The following is a 23754-nucleotide window of genomic DNA, read 5'->3' on the forward strand; positions in this document are numbered from 1 at the left end:
GTATCAGACCGCCCTCATCAGCAGGGTCGCGGCGATGAGGATCGCCGCACCGCCGAACATCGAGACCGCGTACGACCGCGCGAAGCCGTTCTGGAGCTTGCGCATCCGTCCGGACAGGCCGCCCATGGAGGCCGCCGTGCCGTTGACGACGCCGTCGACCAGGGTGTGGTCGACGTACACCAGGGAGCGCGTGAGGTGCTCGCCGCCTCGTACGAGAACGACGTGGTTGAAGTCGTCCTGGAGCAGGTCGCGCCGGGCGGCCCGGGTGAGCAGCGACCCGCGCGGGGCGACGACCGGGACCGGGCGGCGGCCGTACTGGCCGTAGGCGGCGGCGACACCGATGACCATGCACGCGACGGTCGCGCCGGTGACCACGCCCGCGCTGATCGGCGGGTGGCCGTGCTCGAAACCGGTGATGGGCTCCAGCCAGTGCACGAAGCGCTCGCCGATGCTGAAGAACCCACCGGCGGCCACCGACCCGACGGCCAGCACGATCATGGGGATCGTCATGACCTTGGGCGACTCGTGCGGGTGCGGCTCGTTGCCCTTCTCGTCCGGCTGCCAGCGCTTCTCGCCGAAGAACGTCATCAGCATCACGCGCGTCATGTAGTACGCCGTGATGGCCGCGCCCAGCAGTGCGCAGCCGCCGAGGATCCAGCCCTCGGTGCCGCCCTTGGCGAACGCCGCTTCGATGATCTTGTCCTTGGAGAAGAAGCCGGACAGACCTGGGAAGCCGATGATCGCGAGGTAGCCGAGGCCGAAGGTGACGAAGGTGACCGGCATGTACTTGCGCAGGCCGCCGTACTTGCGCATGTCGACCTCGTCGTTCATGCCGTGCATGACCGAACCGGCGCCGAGGAACAGCCCGGCCTTGAAGAAGCCGTGCGTCACCAGGTGCATGATCGCGAAGACGTAGCCGATGGGGCCGAGGCCCGCGGCGAGGACCATGTAGCCGATCTGCGACATGGTCGAGCCGGCCAGCGCCTTCTTGATGTCGTCTTTCGCGCAACCGACGATCGCACCGAAGAGGAGCGTGACGGCACCGACGATGGTGACGACCAGCTGGGCTTCCGGCGCCGCGTTGAAGATCGCTCCGGAGCGGACGATCAGGTAGACGCCCGCGGTCACCATCGTCGCGGCGTGGATGAGGGCCGAGACCGGGGTCGGGCCCTCCATCGCGTCCCCGAGCCAGGACTGCAGCGGCACCTGGGCGGACTTGCCACACGCGGCGAGCAGCAGCATCAGGCCGATGGCGGTGAGCCTGCCCTCGCTCGTGTCGGCGACGAGCCCGGCCTCCTCACCGGTGCCGAGCACCGGCCCGAAGGCGAACGTGCCGAACCACAGGAACATCAGCATGATCGCGATCGACAGGCCCATGTCGCCGACGCGGTTGACCAGGAAGGCCTTCTTCGCGGCGGTGGCGGCGCTGGGCTTGTGCTGCCAGAAGCCGATCAGCAGGTAGGAGGCGAGACCGACGCCCTCCCAGCCGACGTACAGCAGCAGGTAGTTGTCGGCGAGGACGAGCAGCAGCATCGCCGCGAGGAACAGGTTCAGATAGCCGAAGAAGCGGCGGCGCCGCTCGTCGTGCTCCATGTACCCGACCGAGTACAGGTGGATCAGCGAGCCGACGCCGGTGATCAGCAGCACGAACGTGATCGACAGCTGGTCCAGGCGGAAGGCGACGTCCGCCTGGAAGCCCTCGACCGGGATCCAGCTGTACAGGTGGCTCGTCAGGGTCCGGTCTTCGGCGCCCTTGCCCAGCAGGTCGGCGAAGAGGACCACACCGAAGGCGAAGGAGACGAACGACAGGAGCGTGCCGATCCAGTGGCCGACGGCGTCCAGACGCCGGCCGCCGCACAGCAGTAGGGCCGCTCCGAGCAATGGCGCCGCGATCAGCAGCGCAATCAGGTTCTCCACGATTCTTCCGACCCCTTAGAGCTTCATCAGGCTTGCGTCGTCGACCGAGGCCGAGTGGCGGGAACGGAACAGCGACACGATGATCGCGAGCCCGACAACGACCTCGGCGGCGGCGACGACCATCGTGAAGAAGGCGATGATCTGGCCGTCGAGATTGCCGTGCATCCGGGAGAAGGCGACGAGCGTGAGGTTGCAGGCGTTGAGCATGAGCTCGATGCACATGAAGACGACGATCGCGTTGCGCCTGATCAGCACGCCGGTGGCGCCGATCGTGAACAACAGGGCGGCGAGGTAGAGGTAGTTGACCGGGTTCACTTCGACGCCTCCTCGGACCGCTTGAAGGTCGACGGCTCGATCGCGGTCCGCTCCAGCCGTTCCTCCGCGCGCTGCTCCAGCGCCCGCAGGTCGTTGAGCGCCTCGGTGGACACGTCTCGGATCTGGCCGCGCTCGCGCAGCGTCTTGCTGACCGTGAGGTCGGACGGGGTGCCGTCGGGCAGCAGCCCGGCGATGTCGACGGCGTTGTGCCGGGCGTACACGCCGGGTGCCGGCAGCGGCGGGACGTGCTTGCCCTCGCGCACACGCTCCTCGGACAGCTCGCGCTGGGTCTTGGCGCGCTCGGTGCGCTCGCGGTGCGTGAGCACCATGGCGCCGATGGCGGCCGTGATCAGCAGGGCGCCGGTGATCTCGAAGGCGAAGACGTACTTGGTGAAGATGAGGGCCGCGAGGCCCTCCACATTGCCGTTCGCGTTCGCCTGGGCGAGGCCGTTGAACTCCGTCAGGGTGGCGTTGCCGATGCCGGCGGTCAGCAGGATGCCGAAGCCGAGCCCGCAGAGAAGGGCCAGCCAGCGCTGGCCCTTGATGGTCTCCTTCAGGGAGTCCGCGGCCGTGACGCCGACCAGCATCACCACGAACAGGAACAGCATCATGATCGCGCCGGTGTAGACGATGATCTGCACGACGCCCAGGAAGTAGGCGCCGTTGGCGAGGTAGAACACCGCCAGGATGATCATGGTCCCGGCGAGGCAGAGCGCGCTGTGCACGGCCCTCTTCATGAAGACGGTGCCCAGGGCGCCGAGCACGGCGACGGTGCCGAGGATCCAGAACTGGAAGGCCTCTCCGGTGGAGGTGGAGTAGGCGGCGAGCTGCGCGCTCACGCTTCCACCTCCTGATCCTCAGGCTTCTCTCCCTTGGACACGGCCACTTGGCGCTCGGTCCCGGGCGCGGCCTCCGTCACCAGACCCCGGTAGTAGTCCTGCTCATCCGTTCCCGGGTAGATGGCATGAGGGCTGTCGACCATGCCGTCCTCAAGACCGGCGAGCAGCTGCTCCTTGGTGTAGATGAGGTTGGCGCGGCTGGAGTCGGCGAGCTCGAACTCGTTGGTCATCGTCAACGCGCGCGTGGGGCACGCCTCGATGCACAGGCCGCACAGGATGCAGCGGGCGTAGTTGATCTGGTACACGGCGCCGTACCGCTCGCCCGGCGAGTAGCGCTCCTCGTCGGTGTTGTCGGCGCCCTCCACATAGATGGCGTCGGCGGGGCAGGCCCAGGCGCACAGTTCGCAGCCGACACACTTCTCCAGGCCGTCCGGATGGCGGTTGAGCTGGTGCCGTCCGTGGAAGCGCGGAGCGGTGGTCTTCTGCTGCTCCGGGTACTGCTCGGTCAGCCGCTTCTTGAACATGGCCTTGAAGGTCACGCCGAAGCCGGCCACGGGGTTCTGGAAACCAGGCGACGTATGCCCGGCCTCCTTGGGCTCCTCAGCCATCGGACGCCTCCTTTCCATCCAGAGATCCGTCACTCTGAGTATCGGGTCCACCACTGACAATCAGCTCCCGCTCCTGGCGCGAGCGGCGCCGCGGCACCGGTGGAAGCTCCTGTCCGGGCAGTGGCGGTACGGGGAATCCGCCCGCCATCGCGTCGAAGGCGGCGGGTTCCTCGACAGGTTGCGCGCCCGCCTTCGTCCGCTCGCGGAACATGTCCACGACGAAGGAGAGGAGCAGGAGCGCAAGGACTCCACCACCGACGTAGAGGGCGATGTCGGCGAAGTCGTAGTTCTCGTTCCGGAGCGTGCGCACGGTCGCGACGAGCATCAGCCAGACGACGGAGACCGGGATGAGGACCTTCCACCCGAGCTTCATCAGCTGGTCGTAGCGGACGCGAGGCAGCGTGCCGCGCAGCCAGATGAAGAAGAACAGCAGCAGCTGGACCTTGATCACGAACCAGAGCAGCGGCCACCAGCCGTGGTTCGCGCCCTCCCAGAAGGCACTGACCGGATACGGCGCCCGCCAGCCGCCCAGGAAGAGCGTCACCGACACGGCCGAGACCGTCACCATGTTCACGTACTCGGCGAGCATGAACATCGCGAACTTGATCGAGGAGTACTCGGTGTTGAAGCCGCCGACCAGGTCGCCCTCGGACTCCGGCATGTCGAAGGGGGCGCGGTTGGTCTCGCCGACCATCGTCACGATGTAGATCAGGAAGGAGACCGGCAGCAGGACGATGTACCAGCGGTCCTGCTGCGCCTCGACGATCGCCGAGGTCGACATCGACCCGGAGTAGAGGAACACCGAGGCGAAGGCGGCGCCCATGGCGATCTCGTACGAGATCATCTGCGCACAGGAGCGCAGACCGCCGAGCAGCGGATAGGTGGATCCAGAACTCCAACCCGCCAGCACGATGCCGTAGATGCCGACCGAGGCGACCGCGAGGATGTAGAGCATCGCGATCGGCAGGTCGGTGAGCTGCATCGTGGTGCGCTGGCCGAAGATCGAGATCTCGTTGCCGGCCGGGCCGAAGGGGATCACCGCGATCGCCATGAAGGCCGGGATGGCCGCGACGATCGGTGCGAGGACGTAGACCACCTTGTCCGCGCGTTTGACGATGAGGTCTTCCTTGAGCATCAGCTTGATGCCGTCGGCGAGCGACTGGAGCATGCCCCAGGGGCCGTGCCGGTTGGGGCCGATGCGCAACTGCATCCACGCGACGACCTTGCGCTCCCAGACGATGGAGAACAGCACGGTCACCATCAGGAAGGCGAAGCAGAACACCGCCTTGATGACGACCAGCCACCAGGGGTCGCGGCCGAACATCGAGAGGTCTTCAGCGGCGAGGAAAGGGCTCATGCCTCCACCTCCTCGGGGGCCTCGGTCGCGAGGGTCGCCGGGCCGATGCGGACGAGTGCGCCGGGCAGCGCCCCGGTGTCGGAGGCGACGCCGCCACCGGTGGAGTTGAGCGGGACCCACACCACCCGGTCGGGCATCTCCGTGATCTGCAGCGGGAGTTCGACTACTCCGGAGGGGCCGGTCACGGCCAGTGCGTCGCCGCTCTTCACCCCGGCCTCGGCGGCCGTGGCGGCCGACAGGCGCACATGGGCGGCGTGCCGGGTACCGGCGAGTGCCTCGTCGCCCTCCTGGAGGAGGCCCTGGTCGAGCAGCAGCCGGTGCCCGGCGAGGACGGCCTCACCGGCGGCCGGTCGCGGCAGTTGGGCGGCGGTCTCCAGGGGTTCGGTGGCCCGTGGTCCGTCCCAGGGGCCGAGCCGGTCGATCTCCGCGCGCGTGGTGCGCAGATCGGGCAGACCCAGGTGTACGTCCATGGCGTCGGCCAGCATCTGCAGCACGCGCGCGTCGGTCGGGGCGAGGCGGCGGGTCATCTGGTCGGGCTTGAGCGCGGCCTCGAAGAACCGCACCCGGCCCTCCCAGTTGAGGAAGGTGCCGGCCTTCTCGGCGACCGCGGCGACGGGAAGTACGACATCGGCGAGCTCGGTCACCTCGCCGGGTCGCAGCTCCAGGGACACCACGAAGCCGACCTCGCCGAGCGCCTCACGCGCGCGTGCCGGATCGGGCAGGTCGGCGACCTCGACGCCCGCGACCAGCAGAGCCTGGAGTTCACCCGTCACGGCGGCCTCGACGATCTGGCCGGTGTCACGTCCGTAGCGGAGCGGCACGTCGGCCAGCCCCCAGACGGCGGCGACCTCCTCACGCGCGCGTGGGTCGGTCGCCGGACGTCCGCCCGGCAGCAGCGACGGCAGCGCACCGGCCTCGACGGCACCGCGCTCCCCCGCCCGGCGCGGGATCCACACCAGCTCGGCGCCGGTCGCGGTCGCGGCCCGTACGGCGGCGGTGAGCCCGCCCGCCACAGCGGCCAGCCGCTCACCGACGACGATCACCGCACCCTCGGTGCGCAGCGCCTCGGCCGCCTGCGCACCGGGCTCCTCCAGGCCTACGCCGCTCGCGAGCGCGTCCAGCCACTCGGTCTCGGTGCCCGGGGCGGCCGGCAGGAGCGTGCCACCGGCCTTCTCCAGGCCGCGCGTGGCGTGCGTGGCGAGCGAGAAGACCTTCTGTCCGTGGTTGCGCCATGCCTTGCGCAGCCGCAGGAAGATGCCGGGCGCTTCCTCCTCGGCCTCGAACCCGGCCAGCAGGACAGCCGGTGCCTTCTCGAGGGAGGCGTACGAGACGCCCGTACCGTCGAGGTCACGGCCGTGCCCCGCGACCCGGGCCGCCAGGAAGTCGGCCTCCTCGCCGCTGTGCACGCGCGCGCGGAAGTCGATGTCGTTGGTGTCGAGCGCCACGCGCGCGAACTTGCTGTACGCGTAGGCGTCCTCGACGGTGAGCCGGCCGCCGGTCAGGACGCCGGTCCGGCCGCGTGAGGCGAGCAGTCCCTGGGCCGCGATCTGCAGCGCCTCCGGCCAGGAGGCCGGTTCGAGATCGCCCTCGGCGTTGCGCACGAGCGGTGTCTGGAGCCGGTCGCGCTGCTGGGCGTACCGGAACGCGAACCGGCCCTTGTCGCAGATCCACTCCTCGTTGACCTCGGGGTCGTTGGCCGCGAGGCGTCGCATGACCTTGCCGCGCCGGTGGTCGGTGCGGGTGGCGCAGCCGCCGGAGCAGTGCTCGCAGACGGACGGCGATGAGACCAGGTCGAAGGGGCGGGAGCGGAACCGGTACGCCGCCGAGGTGAGCGCGCCGACCGGACAGATCTGGATGGTGTTGCCGGAGAAGTACGACTCGAAGGGGTCACCCTCACCGGTGCCGACCTGCTGGAGCGCGCCCCGTTCGAGCAGCTCGATCATCGGGTCGCCCGCGACCTGGTTGGAGAACCGGGTGCAGCGGGCGCACAGCACGCACCGCTCGCGGTCGAGCAGCACCTGCGTGGAGATCGGGACGGGCTTCTCGTACGTCCGCTTGCGTCCCTCGAAGCGGGACTCGGAGTGCCCGTGCGACATGGCCTGGTTCTGCAGCGGGCACTCACCGCCCTTGTCGCAGACCGGGCAGTCCAGCGGGTGGTTGATGAGCAGGAGCTCCATCACACCCTTCTGGGCCTTTTCGGCGACCGGCGAGGTGAGGTGCGTCTTCACGACCATGCCGTCCGTGCACGTGATCGTGCAGGACGCCATCGGCTTGCGCTGGCCCTCGACCTCGACGATGCACTGGCGGCAGGCGCCGGCCGGGTCGAGGAGGGGGTGGTCGCAGAAGCGGGGGATCTCGATGCCGAGCTGCTCGGCGGCCCGGATGACCAGGGTGCCCTTGGGCACGCTGATCTCGACGCCGTCGATGGTCAGCGAGACGAGATCTTCCGGCGGGACCGCCGCCTCTCCCCCTCCCGAGGGAGCGCTGGTGGTCACGGTCATGCGTTCACCTCCGTGCGGGAGTCGGCCCAGACCGTCGACTTGGCCGGGTCGAAGGGGCAGCCACGGCCCGTGATGTGCTGCTCGTACTCCTCGCGGAAGTACTTCAGCGAGGAGAAGATCGGCGAGGCGGCACCGTCGCCGAGGGCGCAGAAGGACTTGCCGTTGATGTTGTCGGCGATGTCGTTCAGCTTGTCGAGGTCGCTCATCACGCCCTTGCCGGCCTCGATGTCGCGCAACAACTGCACGAGCCAGTAGGTGCCTTCGCGGCAGGGTGTGCACTTGCCGCAGGACTCGTGGGCGTAGAACTCGGTCCAGCGGGTGACGGCACGGACGACGCAGGTCGTCTCGTCGAAGCACTGGAGAGCCTTGGTGCCGAGCATGGAACCGGCGGCGCCCACTCCCTCATAGTCGAGGGGGACGTCGAGGTGCTCGTCGGTGAACATCGGCGTCGAGGAGCCGCCCGGCGTCCAGAACTTGAGGCGGTGACCCGGGCGCATTCCGCCGCTCATCTCCAGGAGCTGGCGGAGCGTGATGCCGAGCGGGGCCTCGTACTGGCCGGGGCTCGCGACATGGCCGCTGAGCGAGTACAGCGTGAAGCCCGGGGACTTCTCGCTGCCCATCGACCGGAACCACTCTTTGCCCCGATGCAGAATCGCGGGAACCGACGCGATCGACTCGACGTTGTTCACAACAGTTGGGCAGGCATAGAGACCTGCCACCGCAGGGAAGGGAGGACGAAGCCGCGGTTGACCACGGCGGCCTTCGAGCGAGTCGAGCAGTGCGGTCTCCTCACCGCAGATGTACGCGCCCGCGCCCGCGTGCACGGTGAGTTCGAGGTCGAGGCCACTGCCCAGGATGTTCTCGCCGAGGTAGCCGGCCGCGTAGGCCTCGCGCACGGCCTCGTGCAACCGCCGCAGAACAGGGACGACTTCACCACGCAGATAGATGAAGGCATGCGAAGACCTGATGGCATAACACGCGATGACAATGCCCTCGATGAGGCTATGCGGGTTCGCGAAGAGGAGCGGAATGTCCTTGCAGGTTCCGGGCTCCGATTCGTCGGCGTTGACAACTAGATAGTGCGGTTTTCCATCACCCTGAGGAATGAACTGCCATTTCATTCCCGTCGGGAATCCCGCGCCTCCGCGCCCGCGCAGACCTGAGTCCTTGACGTACGCGATCAGGTCGTCCGGGGACATGGCGAGCGCCTTGCGAAGTCCCTCGTAACCCTCGTGCCTTCGGTAGACGTCCAGCGTCCAGGACCTGTCCTCGTCCCAGAAGGCCGACAGCACGGGTGCGAGCAGCTTCTCGGGGCTGGTGTCTTTCAGCTCGGGTGCCAAGGTCATCACTCCCCCTCCTCGGCGGTAGGCCCTGCCGGGTGGGCTGGGTCGGATGCCGATGTGTCCTGCGGCGCGTCATGCGAACTGAGGTGTTCGGTCGGCGACGGCTCGTGCACCGCACCGTTCTGCGGCTCCTCGTGGGGGCCGCCCTCCCGCGGATGGACCACGCGCGCGGGTGCGGTCTCTCCCCTGGCCAGGCGGAGGCCCACCAGCGATGCCGGTCCCGCACTGCCGCTCTCCTCGACGGCCCCGGGCCGCTCGTCGGGGAAGCCGGCCAGAATCCGCGCGGTCTCCTTGAAGGTGCACAGCCGGGCCCCGCGCGTCGGCTCGACGGGCCTGCCCTCGCGCAGGTCGTCGACCAGGCGCTTGGCACTGGAGGGGGTCTGGTTGTCGAAGAACTCCCAGTTGACCATCACGACCGGCGCGAAGTCGCAGGCCGCGTTGCACTCGATGTGCTCCAGGGTGACCTTGCCGTCGTCGGTGGTCTCACCGTTGCCGACGGCCAGGTGCTCCTGGAGCTCCTCGAAGATCGCGTCACCGCCCATCACAGCGCACAGGGTGTTGGTGCAGACGCCCACCTGGTAATCACCGCTCGGCTTGCGCCGGTACATGGTGTAGAAGGTGGCGACCGCGGTGACCTCGGCCGTGGTCAGGTGCAGCATGTCCGCGCAGAACTGCATCCCGGTGCGCGTCACATGCCCCTCCTCCGCCTGCACGAGGTGCAGCAACGGCAGGAGGGCGGACCGGGAGTCCGGGTAGCGGGCGATGACGTCACGCGCGTCCCTCTCGAGGCGCTCTCGAACGTCGTCCGGGTAGCCGGGCGCGGGCAGTTCGGGCATGCCCAGGCTGACGCCCCGCTCAGAAGAAGAGGTGGTCACCGGTCGACGCCTCCCATCACGGGGTCGATGGACGCGACGGCGACGATGACGTCGGCGACCTGGCCGCCCTCGCACATCGCCGCCATGGCCTGCAGGTTGGTGAAGGACGGGTCCCGGAAGTGGACCCGGAAGGGGCGGGTGCCGCCGTCCGAGACGGCATGCACCCCGAGCTCGCCCTTGGGCGACTCGACGGCCGCGTACACCTGTCCCGGCGGGACGCGGAAGCCCTCGGTGACCAGCTTGAAGTGGTGGATCAGGGCCTCCATGGAGGTGCCCATGATCTTCTTGATGTGGTCGAGGGAGTTGCCGAGCCCGTCCGGTCCCAGGGCGAGCTGGGCGGGCCAGGCGATCTTCTTGTCGGCGACCATGACCGGGCCGGGCTGCAGCCGGTCCAGGCACTGCTCGACGATCCCGAGCGACTGGCGCATCTCCTCCAGGCGGATCAGGAAGCGCCCGTAGGAGTCACAGGTGTCGGCGGTCGGGATCTCGAAGTCGTACGTCTCGTAGTCGCAGTACGGCTGCGTCTTGCGCAGGTCGTGCGGGAGGCCCGCGGAGCGCAGGATCGGGCCGGTGGCGCCGAGGGCCATGCAGCCGGCCAGGTCGAGATAGCCGATGTCCTGCATGCGGGCCTTGAAGATGGGGTTCCCGGTGGCGAGCTTGTCGTACTCCGGGAGGTTCTTCTTCATCTTCTTCACGAACTCGCGGATCTGGTCCACCGCGCCGGGCGGCAGGTCCTGGGCGAGTCCGCCGGGCCTGATGTACGCGTGGTTCATGCGCAGGCCCGTGATGAGCTCGTAGATGTCGAGAATCATTTCACGATCACGGAATCCGTAGATCATGATCGTGGTGGCGCCGAGTTCCATGCCGCCGGTGGCGATGCACACCAGGTGGGAGGAGAGCCGGTTCAGCTCCATCAGGAGCACCCGGATGATCTTGGCGCGCTCGGTGATCTCGTCCTCGATGCCGAGGAGCTTCTCGACGGCGAGACAGTAGGCGGTCTCATTGAAGAAGGACGTCAGGTAGTCCATGCGCGTCACGAACGTGGTGCCCTGCGTCCAGGTCCGGTACTCGAGGTTCTTCTCGATACCGGTGTGGAGATAGCCGATGCCGCAGCGGGCCTCGGTGACCGTCTCGCCGTCGATCTCCAGGATCAGGCGGAGCACCCCGTGGGTGGAGGGGTGCTGGGGGCCCATGTTGAGGACGATGCGCTCGTCGTCGGCGCGGGCCGCGGCCTGGACGACCTCGTCCCAGTCGCCACCGGTGACCGTGTATACGGTGCCCTCGGTGGTCTCACGGGCGGATGCTGACTGCGTGCTCACGAGTACGACCTCCGCTGGTCCGGAGCCGGGATCTGGGCGCCCTTGTACTCGACGGGGATGCCGCCGAGGGAGTAGTCCTTGCGCTGCGGGTGGCCCTGCCAGTCGTCCGGCATCATGATCCGCGTCAGGGCCGGGTGGCCGTCGAAGACGATGCCGAAGAAGTCGTACGTCTCGCGCTCGTGCCAGTCGTTCGTCGGATACACGGAGACGAGCGACGGGACATGCGGGTCGCCGTCGGGGGCGCTGACTTCGAGACGGATCAGCCGGTTGTGGGTGATCGAGCGCAGGTGGTAGACCGCGTGCAGCTCGCGGCCCTTGTCGCTCGGGTAGTGGACACCGCTGACGCCGGTGCACAGTTCGAAGCGCAGGGCCGGGTCGTCGCGCAGGGTGCGGGCGACGCGCAGCAGGTGCTCGCGTTCGATGTGGAAGGTGACCTCGCCGCGGTCGACGACCGTCTTCTCGATGGCGTTTGCGGGCAGGAGGCCCTGTTCCTCCAGCGCGCCCTCGAGTTCGTCGGCGACCTCGTCGAACCAACCGCCGTAGGGGCGGCTCGCCGGTCCAGGGAGCCGCACCGAGCGGACCAGGCCGCCGTAACCGGAGGTGTCGCCGCCGTTGTCGGCGCCGAACATGCCGCGCTGGACGCGGATCTCCTCGCCGCCCTGGCCGCGCTGGCCGGGGAGGTTGGAGGCGGAGAGGTCCTTCTCGGGGTTGACCCCGTTCGACCCGTTCGCCCCGTTGGTGCCGTTCGCGTCGCTCACCGCAGCAGCCCCTTCATCTCGATCGTGGGCAGGGCCTTGAGCGCCGCTTCCTCCGCTTCCCGGGCAGCCTCCTCGGCGTTCACGCCGAGCTTGGAGGTCTGGATCTTCTCGTGCAGCTTGAGGATGGCGTCCAACAGCATCTCGGGCCGTGGCGGGCAGCCCGGGAGATAGATGTCGACCGGGACGATGTGGTCGACGCCCTGCACGATCGCGTAGTTGTTGAACATGCCGCCCGAGGAGGCGCAGACCCCCATGGAGATCACCCACTTGGGGTTCGGCATCTGGTCGTAGACCTGCCGGAGCACCGGCGCCATCTTCTGGCTGACCCGGCCGGCGACGATCATCAGGTCGGCCTGGCGCGGGGATCCGCGGAAGACCTCCATGCCGAAACGCGCCAGGTCGTAGCGGCCGGCGCCGGTGGTCATCATCTCGATGGCACAGCAGGCGAGGCCGAAGGTGGCCGGGAAGACGGACGATTTGCGCACCCAGCCCGCGGCCTGCTCGACGGTGGTCAGCAGGAATCCGCTCGGCAGCTTTTCTTCGAGTCCCATGTCGTTAAAGGCCCCTCAGTCCCATTCCAGGCCGCCGCGCCGCCATACGTACGCGTACGCGACGAAGACGGTGAGCACGAAGAGCAGCATCTCCACGAGCCCGAAAATCCCCAGGGAGTCGAAGGTGACGGCCCAGGGGTAGAGGAAGACGATCTCGATATCGAAAATGATGAAGAGCATCGCCGTCAGGTAGTACTTGATGGGGAAGCGCCCGCCGCCGGCCGGCGTGGGGGTCGGCTCGATACCGCACTCGTAGGCTTCGAGCTTGGCCCGGTTGTATCGCTTCGGACCGATCAGCGTGGCCATGACCACGGAGAAGATCGCAAAGCCTGCCCCGAGGGCTCCCAGTACGAGGATGGGCGCATACGCGTTCACCGCTCCTCGCTCCTCTCAGTCGGCATTGACTGCTGGCGGTTGCACTGGGCTCACAGCCGCCCCACCGGTCCCACGAGCCCCGCTCGTCCCGGCGAAGATCGAGAACATGTGAAGCAGGTCACAAGCCCAACTGCCTCGCATCCTATGCCCGCCGCTCTGTGATCTGCGACACGGGGTATTACACAAGCTTTGTGATCTCCACCACCTGACGAAGGATCATGAAGCCGGATGAGCGGTGATCTTCATACGAGAAGCGTCCGAGTGATCACCAGAGGTGACATTTTCGCTCGTCGGCGCAGCTCGCAGGGTGCGTCTCCATATCAAGAGAGTTCTCTTGCATGCAAATTGGTGCTGGACGGGGCACCTTGATAGAGGAGCGCGTTCACACCTCGGAGGGAGCTTCGAAGCGGGATGTGGACGCGTGCACGCATTCACGAGCGGCGCGGGCGGGATTCAGGCACGGGACGCGCACAGCCTCGTAATCGTTGCGTGACCTCCACCACATCGATGAGAGACCTCTGAGAACCGGGCTTGGCCACCGGTCCCAACAAGTGGTAGGTGCTGGGCAATCCGGACTTAATGATGAAAGGCCGTGATCACGGGCGTGTTGCGGAGCGTCCGCAATGTCCGTTACGGCGTCAATAAAGGGTGACCCGCAGGGGAATTGGGGCGGCCATTGAACAACTGTGGCGCAGCACACGTTTCTTGAAGGTATGGAGGAGCCCCTGATACCGGTTGTTCTCATGTCCCACACCGCTCACATACGTAGCCACCGGAAGCCCCGCCGTAGCGCGTCGTCGTCCATAGCGATGCGTGCCGGAGTTGCCGGTGGCGTCCTCAGCATGGCAGCGGCGGGTGCGTCGGCCACGGCGAACGCCGCCGAGCCGGTGACCCAGACCATCGAACTGCCCACCCTCACGGGTGACCTGGCGGACCAGCTCGCCCAGTCCGCGGACGCCACTCAGCTGGCGGCGGCGAACTACGAGCTCGACGCCGAGCGTGACGCGGCCGCCGCGTCCGCGGCCAAGGAAGCCAAGAAGGACCTCGCCGAGGCCAAGAAGAAGGCCGAGGCGAAGAAGAAGGCCGAGGAGGCCCGTAGGGCCGCCGCGGAGGCCGCCGCCTCGCGCAGCACGGAGCGGGCCACCCTGTCCGCCTCCGCGGGCACGAGCGTCGACATCCCCGCTCCCGCCAGCGGCAGCGTCGGCACGGTCATCTCCTTCCTCCAGGCGCAGGTGGGCGACGCGTACGTCATGGGTGCCACCGGCCCCAACGCGTGGGACTGCTCCAGCCTGGTCCAGGCCGCGTTCAAGCAGGTCGGCGTCGACCTGCCGCGCGTCTCGCAGGACCAGTCGATGGCCGGCACCGACATCCCGCTCTCGCAGATCCAGGTCGGCGACATCCTCTACTGGGGTGGCAAGGGCTCCGCCTACCACGTGGGCGTCTACATCGGGAACGGCCAGTACCTGGACGCGGCCAACCCGTCCAAGGGCGTCGTCATCCAGGACCTTTCCGGGTACCCGGCGTCGGGCGCGGTGCGCGTGCTCTGACGTACGGTCGTACGCAGTCGTACGGATGGGGCCGCAGCCGCTCGGGGGCAGCGGCCCCTCCGTCCTGTTCTGGGCGGCCCTCCGTCCCGTCCTGGGCGGCCCTCCGCCCTACCCGAGGTCGAAGGTGTTGGGTAGGCCCAGCTTGTAGCGCACCTCGTCGACCCGCTTCAGCGGCTCCAGCTCCGGGGGTCGGTACAGCTCCCAGATCTCACAGCGGTCGGCGCCCGAATTGTCCGCGTCCAGGAGCGCGTTGACCGCGATGCGGGCCGACTCGTTGGCGCCCTCCATCGTCGCCAGGTCCACGTCGGTGCGGACGTAGTCACCCGCGAGGAAGAAGTTCGGGACCTTCGTGCGGGCCGTGGGGCGGTTGTAGAGCGTGCCCGTGGGGTGGATGAGGAGTTGCTCGCGGTTGCGCGGATCGGGGCCGCCCAGGCCCGTCACCGCCGGGTCCATGAACCAGCCGAGGCGGTCCTCGTCCCGGAGCGTGGTCTTGCCGGCGTCGTTGAGGCCGTCCTTCAACTGGGCCCAGAGTTCGGCGACGACCTCCTCCTTGGTGCACTCCTTGGCCGTCTTGCCGTACAGGATGCCCGGCTTGTCCCACTCCGAGATGATGGCGGAGAGGCAGTCGTGGGCGCGGCCGTCGCCGTAGTCGCGCGAGAAGTCCCGTCCGTCCCAGAACTGGGCCTGGCCGATGCCGGTCACCGACCAGGGTGAGTCGAGGCAGTTGATGTGGCCGTGCACGACGGGTGTGGGCGTGCGCAGATAGAACATCACGCCGGTCATCCAGTCGGTCTGGAGGGCGTCGCAGCGCCCGAGCTGCGGGTCCGCCGCGCGGAGGGACGGGCCCCACGTCCCGCGCGCGTGCTCGACCGGCAGCGCGGAGATGTAGTGGTCGGCGGTGACGGTGCGTTCGTCGCCGCCGTCGCGGGCCGAGACGCGGACGCCGGTCACGCGGGCGCCGTCGTGGAGGACCTCGCGGACCTGGGCGCCATGGACGAACTGCACGCCGAGGGAGCGCAGGTGGGTCTCCCAGGGGTCGATCCAGGCCTCGCTGGTGGGGGCGTTGAGGATGCGGTCGATGTCGGCATCGCCGTCCATCCCGCGGCCGAGCAGGCCCCACAGGAGCAGGGCCTCGATGATGATCCGGCCGACGGTTCGGGTGGACGCGACCTCCGCGCGCGTGGCGACGAGATTGCGGGTCTGGCCGATGCCGAGGACGGTCCGGTACTCGTCGCTCATCTCCTCGGCGCGGATGAAGTCCCACCACGCGACCTTCTCCCACACCTCCTCGCGTCGGGCGTCGCAGCTGGTGAGGTGGACGAGGAGGCGGTCGGCGAAGTAGGCGGCCTCGTGGGCGGGCAGGCGGGTGCCGAGGTCCAGCACCGAGAGGACCTGGTCGCGGATCCAGCCAAGGGTGAGGTCGCCCGGCCGGGGCGGGGTGGTGGCGCGGCGGAGCGGGAAGTGGAGGTCGGGGCGGCCGCCGGCGCGGGCGAACAGGGCCTCGGTGCCGCTGACGAGGTTGTCGTGGACGCCGTTCGCGTTGCCGGTGACGGGGATGCGGCGCATCGTGTCCGGCAGGTTCCGGTAGAAGCCGGGGAAGAAGCGGAAGCCGTGCTCGGCGGGGAGGTCCGCTCGGCCACCGGCGGCCGTGCCGGGGACGGGCATCGAGCGGGCCTTGCCGCCGAGGGTGTCGTAGTACTCGTAGACGGTGACGGCGTAGCCGCGTTCGGCGAGTTCGTGGGCGGCACTCAGGCCGGAGACTCCCCCGCCGAGGACAGCGACGTGTTTGCCGGACGCGGCCCGCGCGCTGCCCGCGGGCCATAAGGAGAGGGCCCCTGCCACTCCCCCGGCACCGGCCAGGAAGCGTCTGCGGGAGTGGCCGGATCGCGTGTGACCTGTCTTCTCCTGGGGCTCCTGCGCGTGTTCTGTTGTCATGAGTCCCGGAGGGTAGGGAGGGTTCGCCGAGGTCGGAAGCCTGTTTCACGCCCGGCCACAGCATCCTCACAACCCGCGACGAGAGAAAGACAGAGAGGGAGAAAAGCGATGCCCAGCGTTTTCGTGCAAGGCAGGCCCGTGGAGTCGTATCCGCCGCTCGCGCCCGAGGCCCGGCGCGGTTCGGTGCGCAGGATCACCGAGGTCGGTGAGCAGGTGCTGCACAAGCCGTGCCGGGATGTGACCGAGTTCGGGCCCGACCTCGCCGCGCTCATCGACGACATGTTCCTGACGATGTACATCGCCGACGGAGCGGGACTCGCGGCGAACCAGGTCGACGTGGATCTACGGCTGTTCGTGTACGACTGCCCGGACGACGACGGAGTCCGACATGTCGGGCACATCGTCAATCCGGTGCTTCAGCCGATCGAGACCTCGGACAGGAGGCTCCTCGACGACTCGGAGGGCTGCCTCTCCGTCCCGGGCGCGGTGATGGCCGTACCGCGCCCGGACCGGGCCGTGGTGCACGGGCTCGACAAGGACGGGGAGCCGCTCGTGATCGAGGGCACCGGGTACTTCGCCCGCTGCCTCGCGCACGAGGCCGATCACTGCGCCGGGCAGGTCTATCTGGACCGGCTCTCCAAGCGGGAACGCAAGGACGCGCTGCGGCAGGTGGCGGACCGGCGGGACGAGGTGTTCGCGCGCCGGGCCGCCAACGTCGAGGCCCTCAGTAAGGCCCGGCCGACCGGCTGACCGGTACTGGACCCAGGGTCGGGCCCGGCCGACCGGCTGACCGGCGGCTAGGCCTTCGGCGCCACCTTGCTGAGGCCGTTGATGATGCGGTCCATCGCGTCGCCGCCCGTCGGGTCGGTGAGGTTCGCGAGCAGCTTCAGCGTGAACTTCATCAGCAGCGGGTGGGTCAGGCCGCGCTGGGTCGCGATCTTCATGACCTTCGGGTTGCCGATGAGCTTCACGAAGGCGCGGCCCAGCGTGTAGTAGCCGCCGTAGGTGTCCTTCAGGACGCGCGGGTAGTGCTGGAGGGCGAGTTCACGGCCGCCGGGCGTGGAGCGGGCGTGGGCCTGGACGATGACGTCGGCGGCGATCTGGCCGGACTCCATGGCGTAGGCGATGCCCTCGCCGTTGAAGGGGTTCACCAGGCCGCCGGCGTCGCCGACCAGCAGCAGGCCCTTGGTGTAGTGCGGTTGGCGGTTGAAGGCCATCGGCAGGGCGGCGCCGCGGATCGGGCCGGTCATGTTGTCCGGCGTGTAGCCCCAGTCCTCCGGCATGGAGGCGCACCAGGCCTTCAACACCTCGCGCCAGTCCAGCTCCTTGAAGGAGTCGGAGGTGTTGAGCACGCCCAGGCCGACGTTGGACGTGCCGTCGCCCATGCCGAAGATCCAGCCGTAGCCGGGCAGGAGGCGGTCCTCGCCGGGGCCGCGGCGGTCCCACAGCTCCAGCCAGGACTCCAGGTAGTCGTCCTCGTGGCGGGGGCTTTCGAAATACGTCCGTACGGCCACGCCCATCGGGCGGTCCTCGCGGCGGTGCAGGCCCATCGCGAGGGAGAGGCGGGTGGAGTTGCCGTCGGCGGCGACGACCAGGGGTGCGTGGAAGGTGACCTCGCGCTTCTCCTCGCCGAGCTTGGCGTGGACGCCGGTGATACGGCCGGTGCGGTCGTCGATGATCGGGGCGCCGACGTTGCAGCGCTCGTAGAGCCGGGCGCCCGCCTTCTGTGCCTGGCGGGCGAGTTGCTCGTCGAAGTCGTCGCGCTTGCGGACCAGGCCGTAGTCGGGGAAGGAGGCGAGATCAGGCCAGTCCAGCTGGAGGCGCACACCGCCGCCGATGATGCGCAGGCCCTTGTTGCGGATCCAGCCGGCCTCCTCCGAGATGTCGATGCCCATGGCCACGAGCTGTTTGACCGCGCGCGGGGTCAGGCCGTCACCGCAGACCTTCTCCCTCGGGAACTCGGTCTTCTCCAGCAGGAGTACGTCGAGGCCGGACTTGGCCAGGTGGTACGCCGTCGTGGCGCCGGCCGGCCCCGCCCCCACGACGATCACATCGGCGGTGTTCTCGGAGAGGGGCGAGGCGAGAGGTGAGGAGACGGGCTCGGTCACGTCGGTCACGGCGGGATCTCCCCAAGTTCGAAATCTGTGTGCCGACCGGCACTGGACATGGGCAGTCTATTCAGCAGCATTGATCACCCGGCTGAAGGGCTGCCTCCGTGAACCGAGCTCTCCCTGTCGTACGGCTCCGTGTCCCCACCGACGAGGACGCCGTCGCCTGGCACCGGATCTTCGCCCACCCGGATGTCATGGAGTTCCACGGCGGCAGGGCCGCGGAGCTGTCGGTCTACGAGGAGCTGACCGCCCGCCAGCGTCGGCACGACGCCGAGCGCGGGTTCTGCCTGTGGACCATGCTCGACGAGGACGGGCGGGCCATCGGCTTCACCGGAGCCCAGCCGTGGGAGCGGGAGTGGGGTCCGACGGGTGAGATCGAGATCGGCTGGCGGCTCGGGCGGGAGTACTGGGGCCAGGGGCATGTCACGGCGGCGGCGCGCATGACGCTGGAGCGGGTGCGGGCGGCCGGGGTGCCGAGCGTGGTGGCGATGGTCGACGCCCGCAACGCGCGGTCGATCGCGGTGACTCGGCGGCTGGGGATGGAGCTGGCCGAGGTGTTCACCACCCCGGACGCCCGGCACAAGGGTCACTGCTACCGGCTCGATCTGTGACCGCCGAACCGCACCTTCAGCTTCGGTCACCCTAGGTAATCGACTGCTACAGAAAGGCACTTGGCGCTTCCGGACGGTACCCCCGGGCGGTTACCCTGCCAGTACCGCTGGGGGTGACATCTGTGCGCATAACACCCAAAACGCCCGAGGTGCGCGTACCGAAGCTCGTCGGACTGATGGCCATGGACGCGCGCGAGGCCGCGAAGTCGCAGGGTCTGGTCCTCAACGCGCCGGACCGGCCGGACTTCCACCTCACGGTCGTCGACTACGTCGTACGCCAGTATCCCCAGCCGGGTGCCGAGGTGCCGCGGGACTCGATGGTCTACATCTGGTTCGACGTCGGCGAGGGCGAGGGGGGCGGAGGGGTACGCGAGCCACGCATCCCACGGCCACCGGGGGGCGGGCTGCAGCGCGAGCTGGACGAGCCCGGGGACCCCTACGTCGTCGTCAGCTCTGCTTGAAGTCCGGCAGTTCTGCTGGAAACCCGGCGCTCAGCTCTGCTTGAAGCCCCGGTGCAGGGTGACCACCCCGCCCGTCAGGTTCCGCCAGGCCACCTTCGTCCAGCCGGCCTTGCGCAGGTGCTCGGCGAGGGCGGGCTGGTCGGGCCAGGCTCGGATGGACTCGGCGAGATAGACGTAGGCGTCGGGGTTGGAGGACACCGCGCGGGCGACCGGGGGCAGGGCGCGCATCAGGTACTCGGTGTAGACCGTGCGGAAGGGCGCCCAGGTCGGGTGCGAGAACTCGCAGATCACGACCCGCCCGCCGGGCCGCGTCACCCGGTACATCTCGCGCAGGGCGGCGTCATAGTCCTGGACGTTGCGCAGCCCGAAGGAGATCGTCACGGCGTCGAAGGTGTCGTCCCTGAACGGCAGCCTCGTCGCGTCGCCCGCCGTGAACGGCAGCCAGGCGTGGTTGCGCTTGCCGACCTGGAGCATGCCGAGGGAGAAGTCGCAGGGGACGACGTACGCCCCGGTCTGCGCGAAGGGCAGCGAGGAGGTGCCCGTCCCCGCGGCCAGGTCGAGGACCTTCTGCGCGGGGCGGGCGTCGACGGCCTTCGCGACCTCCTTGCGCCATCTGCGGTCCTGGCCGAGCGACAGCACGTCGTTGGTCAGGTCGTACCGTTCCGCCACGTTGTCGAACATCGAGGCGACTTCGTGCGGCTGCTTGTCCAGGGATGCGCGGGTCACCGGCCCATTGTGGCAGTACGGCCTCCTGGCAGAAGCGTCGGCTTCTTCTTCCCGGCCACGTCCTCCACCCATCCGCACAGCAGGACGAAGATCGCGATCAGGATCCAGCCGATGCCGAACATGAACCACTGGCTCTCCAGCGGCAGGTACTTCTCGAACGCGGGCACGTTCCAGAACTGGTCGATCAGCAGGACGGCGAGGATCAGGGCGATCTCGTGCCAGAGGTAGATCGTCACGGCGCGGGCGTTGAAGATCGTGACGAGTCGGTCGAGGGCGGCGATGGGGGTCCCCCCGCTCGAGCGAAGCCGAGAGTGGGGGAGGGTGAGCGCGGCGAAGTCGACCTTGAAGCGCGCCTTGGCGTACATCAGCAACGCCACATAGCCGGCCGACCAGAAGGCCTGGGCGAGCGGGATGTCGTCCAGGTCGTAGGAGCCGGTCTCGGCCTGGTGGGTGAAGGCGTACCAGCCGCCGTAGCCGATCGCGGCGAGCGAGAGGAGGACGACCGCGAAGGGCTTCAGCCGCTGGAGGACGCCGTCGCGGTGCGCGAAGCCGAGGATCCAGCAGAAGAGGAAGGTGGCCAGGTCGGTGAGCGCGCTGCCGAAGCGGTTGTCCGGCGGCTCCCAGAGGAAGTGCAGGACCAGGATCGGCCCCAGCGACAGGAGGAGCACCGGTATCGGGGCCAGGCGGAACACCCGCAGCATCAGCGGGGAGAGCAGGACGAACCAGATGTACGTCCGCAGGTACCAGAGGATCTCCCAGGCCTGCTGGCCCCACGCGTTGCCCGGCGGGTCGCCGAGCGGCACGATCCAGTAGACGATCTGCCAGCCCGGCATCCAGTCGTGGATCAGCATCGCGACGACCACGAAGACGCCCCAGAACCAGAAGGGGGGCAGCAGTCGGCGCAGCCGGCCGCGGATCACCTTCAGCGCGGGGCGCTCCAGGGACTTGGCCATGAGGGTGCCGGCCAGGGCGAACATGACCCCCATGGAGGGGAAGACCATGCCCGCCCAGGCCCAGCCGAAGGTGTGGTAGGTGACGACGCGGATGAGGGCGACCGCCCGGAGGGTGTCGAAGTAGCGGTCCCGTCCGGCCGGCCTGGGTGGGGGTGGTGACGTGTCGGTCTCCCCGCCCACAGCGGCCGGTACGACCGGAACCGCGCCGACCGGAACCGCGCCGACCTGACCCCCGCCGACCTGAACCGCGCCCCCTCGCCTGTGCGAACCCACTCAGCTCACCCCCGCCGGCGTCCCGACCTCACCGGTCCGCTTCAGCTTCTGCCAGCGCAGACGGCCGCCCGTCAGCGCGGTGATGCAGGAGTGGATGAGGACGAGGTACATCATCTGGCGGTAGGCGAGTTGCTGGAGGGGCATCATCAGCAGGTAGCGGTACTGCTCGCGGTCCAGGCGGAAGGCATAGGCCGCGCACACGAGTTGCACGCCGAGCACCGCCAGCCACGCCAGCAGGGCCGCCTTGAAGTCGATGAAGATCATCGAGTAGGCGGTGAACACGTCGATGAGCGGGGCGAAGACCGGCGTGACGATCTGGAAGATGACGACGAGAGGCATGCCGACACGCCCGAAGCGACCCGAAGGACCCTTGTCCGTCAAGGACTTGCGGTGCTTCCACAGCGCCTGCATCGTGCCGTACGACCACCGGTAGCGCTGCGACCACAGCTGCTTGAGCGAACCCGGCGCCTCCGTCCACGCGCGCGCGTGCTCCTGGTAGACGACCCGCCAGCCCGCACGGTGCATCGCGATGGTGATGTCGGTGTCCTCGGCGAGCGTGTCCCCGCTCATGCCGCCGACCTCGAGGACCGCCTCCCGGCGGAACGCGCCGATCGCGCCCGGGATGGTCGGCATGCAGCGCAGCAGGTCGTACATACGGCGGTCCAGGTTGAAGCCCATCACGTACTCGATGTGCTGCCAGGCCCCGATGATCGTGTTGCGGTTGCCGACCTTGGCGTTGCCGGCGACCGCGCCGACCTCGGGGTCGGCGAAGGGCTGCACCAGCTGCCGTACGGTGTCCGGCTCGAAGACCGTGTCGCCGTCCATCATCACGACGATGTCGTAACTGGCGCTGCGCACACCGTTGTTGAGCGCCGCCGGCTTGCCCGCGTTCTCCTGGCGGATGACCCGGACGTTGTTCATGCCGAGCTCGTGGGCCGCGTTGCGGGCGATCTCGGAGGTGCCGTCCGAGGAGCCGTCGTCGACCACGATGATCTCGATCGGATGGGTGCTCTGCGCCAGCGACTTGAGGGTGTTGGCGATGCACTTCTTCTCGTTGTACGCCGGGACGATCACGCTCACCGGCTCGTAGACCGGCGCTCCCCAGCTGAACCGGCGTGTGTTGCGCTGCCGGTAGTGGCGGCGGGCGAGGAGCAGCATCATGCCGAAGCGGCCCATCACGGCGACGCCGACGACCATGAGGCCGACCGACAGCACCGGTACCGCCCATTCGGCGACGGCCACGGCCCCGATCAGGGCCTTCCCCTCGTACAGCGTCGCGCCGGTGGCCTCACGGTGGGCGGCCTGGAGGGTCGAGATCCCCGACCCCGCGCCGCCCGCACCGGTCTGCCCGTTCGCACCCTGCTGCCCCTGACCGCCGGGCTGCTGACCGCCGTCCGCCTGTGCGCCGACGCCACCCGCCTGTGCGCCACCCGTCTGGGCACCGCCGGGCTGCTGACCGGACCCGGCCTGCTGACCGCCGGCCTCCTCCTCCTGGAGAGCCCCGCTGATCGTGGTGAAGGTGTACCCCTTCGCCTTCATCTTCTCGATGTACGTCGGCAGCGCCTTGATCGTCTGCGACCGCTCGCCACCGGCGTCGTGGAACAGGACGGACGCGCCCTCCCCGTCCTCCGGCGTGGCCCAGTTGATGATCTTCTTGACGCCCGGCCGCTTCCAGTCGTCGCTGTCGGTGTCGACGAAGACGCTGGTGTAGCCGTCCTCGCCGAGCTTCTTGTAGACGGGCCAGCTGTAGTTGTCGATGGCGTCCGTCTCGGAGGAGTACGGCGCCCGGAACAGCGTGGTCGTGATGCCGGCCGCGCCCGCGAGCGCGAGCTGGGTCTGCTGCATCTCGCGGTTGACGCGGGCGTCGCTCTGGTAGGAGAGGTCGACGTGGGTGAAGGTGTGGATGCCCACCTCGTTCCCCTGCTCGACCATGTCCGCGACGATCGACGGGTAGCGCGAGACCATCGAGCCGACCAGGAAGAACGTGGCGGGGATGTCGTACTTCTTCAGGATGGCCAGGACCTGGGGGGTCCAGGTGGGGTTCGGGCCGTCGTCGAAGGTGAGCGCGATCGTCTTGTCCGGCACGGAGACCGTGGTCGCCTGACCGCCCCGGAAGGTCAGGATCGGCCCGCCGTCGAGGATCTTGTCGGGTACGTCGCTGGAGCTGGCGCCGGTGCGCACCCGCTGGTCGCCGCCGACCTCGGCGCGCAGATAGCCGTCGAGCAGCATGACGCTGGTCAGCGCGAGCAGGAGCAGTCCGGCGAGGATGACGCGGGGTTTCTGCAGGGCCGCGGCCTTGCCCGCCGCCCGCTGGATCCGGTTCGGGGCGCGCCGGCGGCCGCGTGAGGGAGTCGTCGTAGTCATGAGTGTGGGTGCGTT

Annotated in this window: 21 protein-coding genes; 4 read left to right on the forward strand and 17 right to left on the reverse strand. The window is 68.7% G+C overall.

The window, feature by feature from the left end:
• Nucleotides 1-3: 3 nt before the first annotated feature.
• Genes nuoL through ACIA8X_RS36035 form a run of 12 tightly spaced genes read right to left on the reverse strand, consistent with a single transcriptional unit; the run spans nt 4 to nt 12758 of the window.
• Nucleotides 4-1917, reverse strand: coding sequence for an NADH-quinone oxidoreductase subunit L (nuoL, locus tag ACIA8X_RS35980; RefSeq protein WP_393458627.1), 1914 nt, complete (start codon nt 1915-1917; stop codon nt 4-6).
• A gap of 15 nt (nt 1918-1932) precedes the next feature.
• On the reverse strand, nt 1933-2232 hold the full coding sequence (nuoK, locus tag ACIA8X_RS35985; RefSeq protein ID WP_003998919.1) for an NADH-quinone oxidoreductase subunit NuoK: 300 nt from the start codon (nt 2230-2232) through the stop codon (nt 1933-1935).
• Nucleotides 2229-3071 carry an NADH-quinone oxidoreductase subunit J gene (locus ACIA8X_RS35990; RefSeq protein WP_393458623.1) on the reverse strand — a complete coding sequence of 281 codons (843 nt, stop codon included), beginning with the start codon at nt 3069-3071 and terminating at the stop codon, nt 2229-2231. The genes nuoK and ACIA8X_RS35990 overlap by 4 nt, the downstream gene beginning before the upstream one ends.
• A complete protein-coding gene (gene nuoI / locus ACIA8X_RS35995; RefSeq protein WP_399460052.1) occupies nt 3068-3679 on the reverse strand; it encodes an NADH-quinone oxidoreductase subunit NuoI in 612 nt (203 codons plus the stop codon). The genes ACIA8X_RS35990 and nuoI overlap by 4 nt, the downstream gene beginning before the upstream one ends.
• Entirely contained in the window at nt 3672-5036 is a 1365-nt protein-coding gene (gene nuoH, locus ACIA8X_RS36000; protein WP_399460053.1) for an NADH-quinone oxidoreductase subunit NuoH, read from the reverse strand. The genes nuoI and nuoH overlap by 8 nt, the downstream gene beginning before the upstream one ends.
• Nucleotides 5033-7537, reverse strand: coding sequence for an NADH-quinone oxidoreductase subunit G (locus tag ACIA8X_RS36005; RefSeq protein WP_399460054.1), 2505 nt, complete (start codon nt 7535-7537; stop codon nt 5033-5035). The genes nuoH and ACIA8X_RS36005 overlap by 4 nt, the downstream gene beginning before the upstream one ends.
• Nucleotides 7534-8883, reverse strand: a complete 1350-nt coding sequence (gene nuoF, locus ACIA8X_RS36010) for an NADH-quinone oxidoreductase subunit NuoF (RefSeq protein ID WP_093905357.1) — start codon at nt 8881-8883, stop codon at nt 7534-7536. The genes ACIA8X_RS36005 and nuoF overlap by 4 nt, the downstream gene beginning before the upstream one ends.
• Entirely contained in the window at nt 8883-9755 is an 873-nt protein-coding gene (gene nuoE, locus ACIA8X_RS36015; protein WP_393458611.1) for an NADH-quinone oxidoreductase subunit NuoE, read from the reverse strand. The genes nuoF and nuoE overlap by 1 nt, the downstream gene beginning before the upstream one ends.
• Nucleotides 9752-11074: an NADH-quinone oxidoreductase subunit D gene (locus tag ACIA8X_RS36020; RefSeq protein ID WP_393458608.1), complete on the reverse strand. Its 1323-nt coding sequence runs from the start codon at nt 11072-11074 to the stop codon at nt 9752-9754. Before ACIA8X_RS36020 ends, nuoE begins: the two co-directional genes overlap by 4 nt.
• The gene (locus tag ACIA8X_RS36025) at nt 11071-11832 is read right to left on the reverse strand and encodes an NADH-quinone oxidoreductase subunit C (protein ID WP_393458605.1); all 762 of its coding nucleotides are present in this window, start codon (nt 11830-11832) and stop codon (nt 11071-11073) included. Before ACIA8X_RS36025 ends, ACIA8X_RS36020 begins: the two co-directional genes overlap by 4 nt.
• Nucleotides 11829-12383, reverse strand: a complete 555-nt coding sequence (locus ACIA8X_RS36030) for an NADH-quinone oxidoreductase subunit B family protein (RefSeq protein WP_328424788.1) — start codon at nt 12381-12383, stop codon at nt 11829-11831. Before ACIA8X_RS36030 ends, ACIA8X_RS36025 begins: the two co-directional genes overlap by 4 nt.
• A gap of 15 nt (nt 12384-12398) precedes the next feature.
• Entirely contained in the window at nt 12399-12758 is a 360-nt protein-coding gene (locus tag ACIA8X_RS36035) for an NADH-quinone oxidoreductase subunit A (protein ID WP_030950624.1), read from the reverse strand.
• Between the two features lie 713 nt (nt 12759-13471).
• Here ACIA8X_RS36035 and ACIA8X_RS36040 point away from each other — a divergent pair.
• Nucleotides 13472-14305, forward strand: a complete 834-nt coding sequence (locus ACIA8X_RS36040; RefSeq protein ID WP_393458601.1) for a C40 family peptidase — start codon at nt 13472-13474, stop codon at nt 14303-14305.
• Between the two features lie 108 nt (nt 14306-14413).
• Here ACIA8X_RS36040 and ACIA8X_RS36045 read toward each other — a convergent pair whose 3' ends face one another.
• Complete coding sequence (locus tag ACIA8X_RS36045) at nt 14414-16240, reverse strand: FAD-dependent oxidoreductase (protein WP_393458598.1); 1827 nt, start codon at nt 16238-16240, stop codon at nt 14414-14416.
• Between the two features lie 108 nt (nt 16241-16348).
• Between ACIA8X_RS36045 and def the strand changes: the two genes are divergently transcribed.
• A complete protein-coding gene (def, locus tag ACIA8X_RS36050) occupies nt 16349-16990 on the forward strand; it encodes a peptide deformylase (RefSeq protein WP_393458595.1) in 642 nt (213 codons plus the stop codon).
• Between the two features lie 47 nt (nt 16991-17037).
• On the opposite strand, the gene ACIA8X_RS36055 is transcribed toward def, so the two are convergent.
• Nucleotides 17038-18357 (reverse strand): geranylgeranyl reductase family protein, encoded by a 1320-nt coding sequence (locus ACIA8X_RS36055; protein WP_393458592.1) that lies wholly within the window; start codon nt 18355-18357, stop codon nt 17038-17040.
• Between the two features lie 98 nt (nt 18358-18455).
• Here ACIA8X_RS36055 and ACIA8X_RS36060 point away from each other — a divergent pair, with 98 nt between their 5' ends.
• Together ACIA8X_RS36060 and ACIA8X_RS36065 are read left to right on the forward strand one after the other, a co-directional pair.
• A complete protein-coding gene (locus ACIA8X_RS36060; protein ID WP_393458589.1) occupies nt 18456-18962 on the forward strand; it encodes a GNAT family N-acetyltransferase in 507 nt (168 codons plus the stop codon).
• A gap of 149 nt (nt 18963-19111) precedes the next feature.
• Entirely contained in the window at nt 19112-19423 is a 312-nt protein-coding gene (locus ACIA8X_RS36065) for a PASTA domain-containing protein (RefSeq protein WP_393458586.1), read from the forward strand.
• 30 nt (nt 19424-19453) lie between these two features.
• On the opposite strand, the gene ACIA8X_RS36070 is transcribed toward ACIA8X_RS36065, so the two are convergent.
• The 3 genes from ACIA8X_RS36070 to ACIA8X_RS36080 are packed head-to-tail and all read right to left on the reverse strand — an operon-like array spanning nt 19454 to nt 23739.
• On the reverse strand, nt 19454-20149 hold the full coding sequence (locus ACIA8X_RS36070; RefSeq protein ID WP_393458583.1) for a demethylmenaquinone methyltransferase: 696 nt from the start codon (nt 20147-20149) through the stop codon (nt 19454-19456).
• Nucleotides 20146-21375: an acyltransferase gene (locus tag ACIA8X_RS36075; protein WP_399460055.1), complete on the reverse strand. Its 1230-nt coding sequence runs from the start codon at nt 21373-21375 to the stop codon at nt 20146-20148. The genes ACIA8X_RS36070 and ACIA8X_RS36075 overlap by 4 nt, the downstream gene beginning before the upstream one ends.
• On the reverse strand, nt 21376-23739 hold the full coding sequence (locus ACIA8X_RS36080) for a bifunctional polysaccharide deacetylase/glycosyltransferase family 2 protein (protein ID WP_399460056.1): 2364 nt from the start codon (nt 23737-23739) through the stop codon (nt 21376-21378).
• Between the last annotated feature and the right edge of the window lie 15 nt (nt 23740-23754).

Origin of the sequence: Streptomyces sp. NPDC051738, from assembly GCF_044453205.1 — a bacterium.
In the GTDB taxonomy this organism is placed as follows: domain Bacteria; phylum Actinomycetota; class Actinomycetes; order Streptomycetales; family Streptomycetaceae; genus Streptomyces.

Coding starts and splice junctions, on each gene's coding strand:
- ACIA8X_RS36030 (WP_328424788.1), bottom strand. CDS start 12,383: ATGGGACTCGAAGAAAAGCTGCCGAGCGGATTCCTGCTGACCACCGTC.
- ACIA8X_RS36005 (WP_399460054.1), bottom strand. CDS start 7,537: ATGACCGTGACCACCAGCGCTCCCTCGGGAGGGGGAGAGGCGGCGGTC.
- nuoF (WP_093905357.1), bottom strand. CDS start 8,883: ATGACCTTGGCACCCGAGCTGAAAGACACCAGCCCCGAGAAGCTGCTC.
- ACIA8X_RS36045 (WP_393458598.1), bottom strand. CDS start 16,240: ATGACAACAGAACACGCGCAGGAGCCCCAGGAGAAGACAGGTCACACG.
- ACIA8X_RS36040 (WP_393458601.1), top strand. CDS start 13,472: ATGGAGGAGCCCCTGATACCGGTTGTTCTCATGTCCCACACCGCTCAC.
- nuoH (WP_399460053.1), bottom strand. CDS start 5,036: ATGAGCCCTTTCCTCGCCGCTGAAGACCTCTCGATGTTCGGCCGCGAC.
- nuoI (WP_399460052.1), bottom strand. CDS start 3,679: ATGGCTGAGGAGCCCAAGGAGGCCGGGCATACGTCGCCTGGTTTCCAG.
- def (WP_393458595.1), top strand. CDS start 16,349: ATGCCCAGCGTTTTCGTGCAAGGCAGGCCCGTGGAGTCGTATCCGCCG.
- ACIA8X_RS36080 (WP_399460056.1), bottom strand. CDS start 23,739: ATGACTACGACGACTCCCTCACGCGGCCGCCGGCGCGCCCCGAACCGG.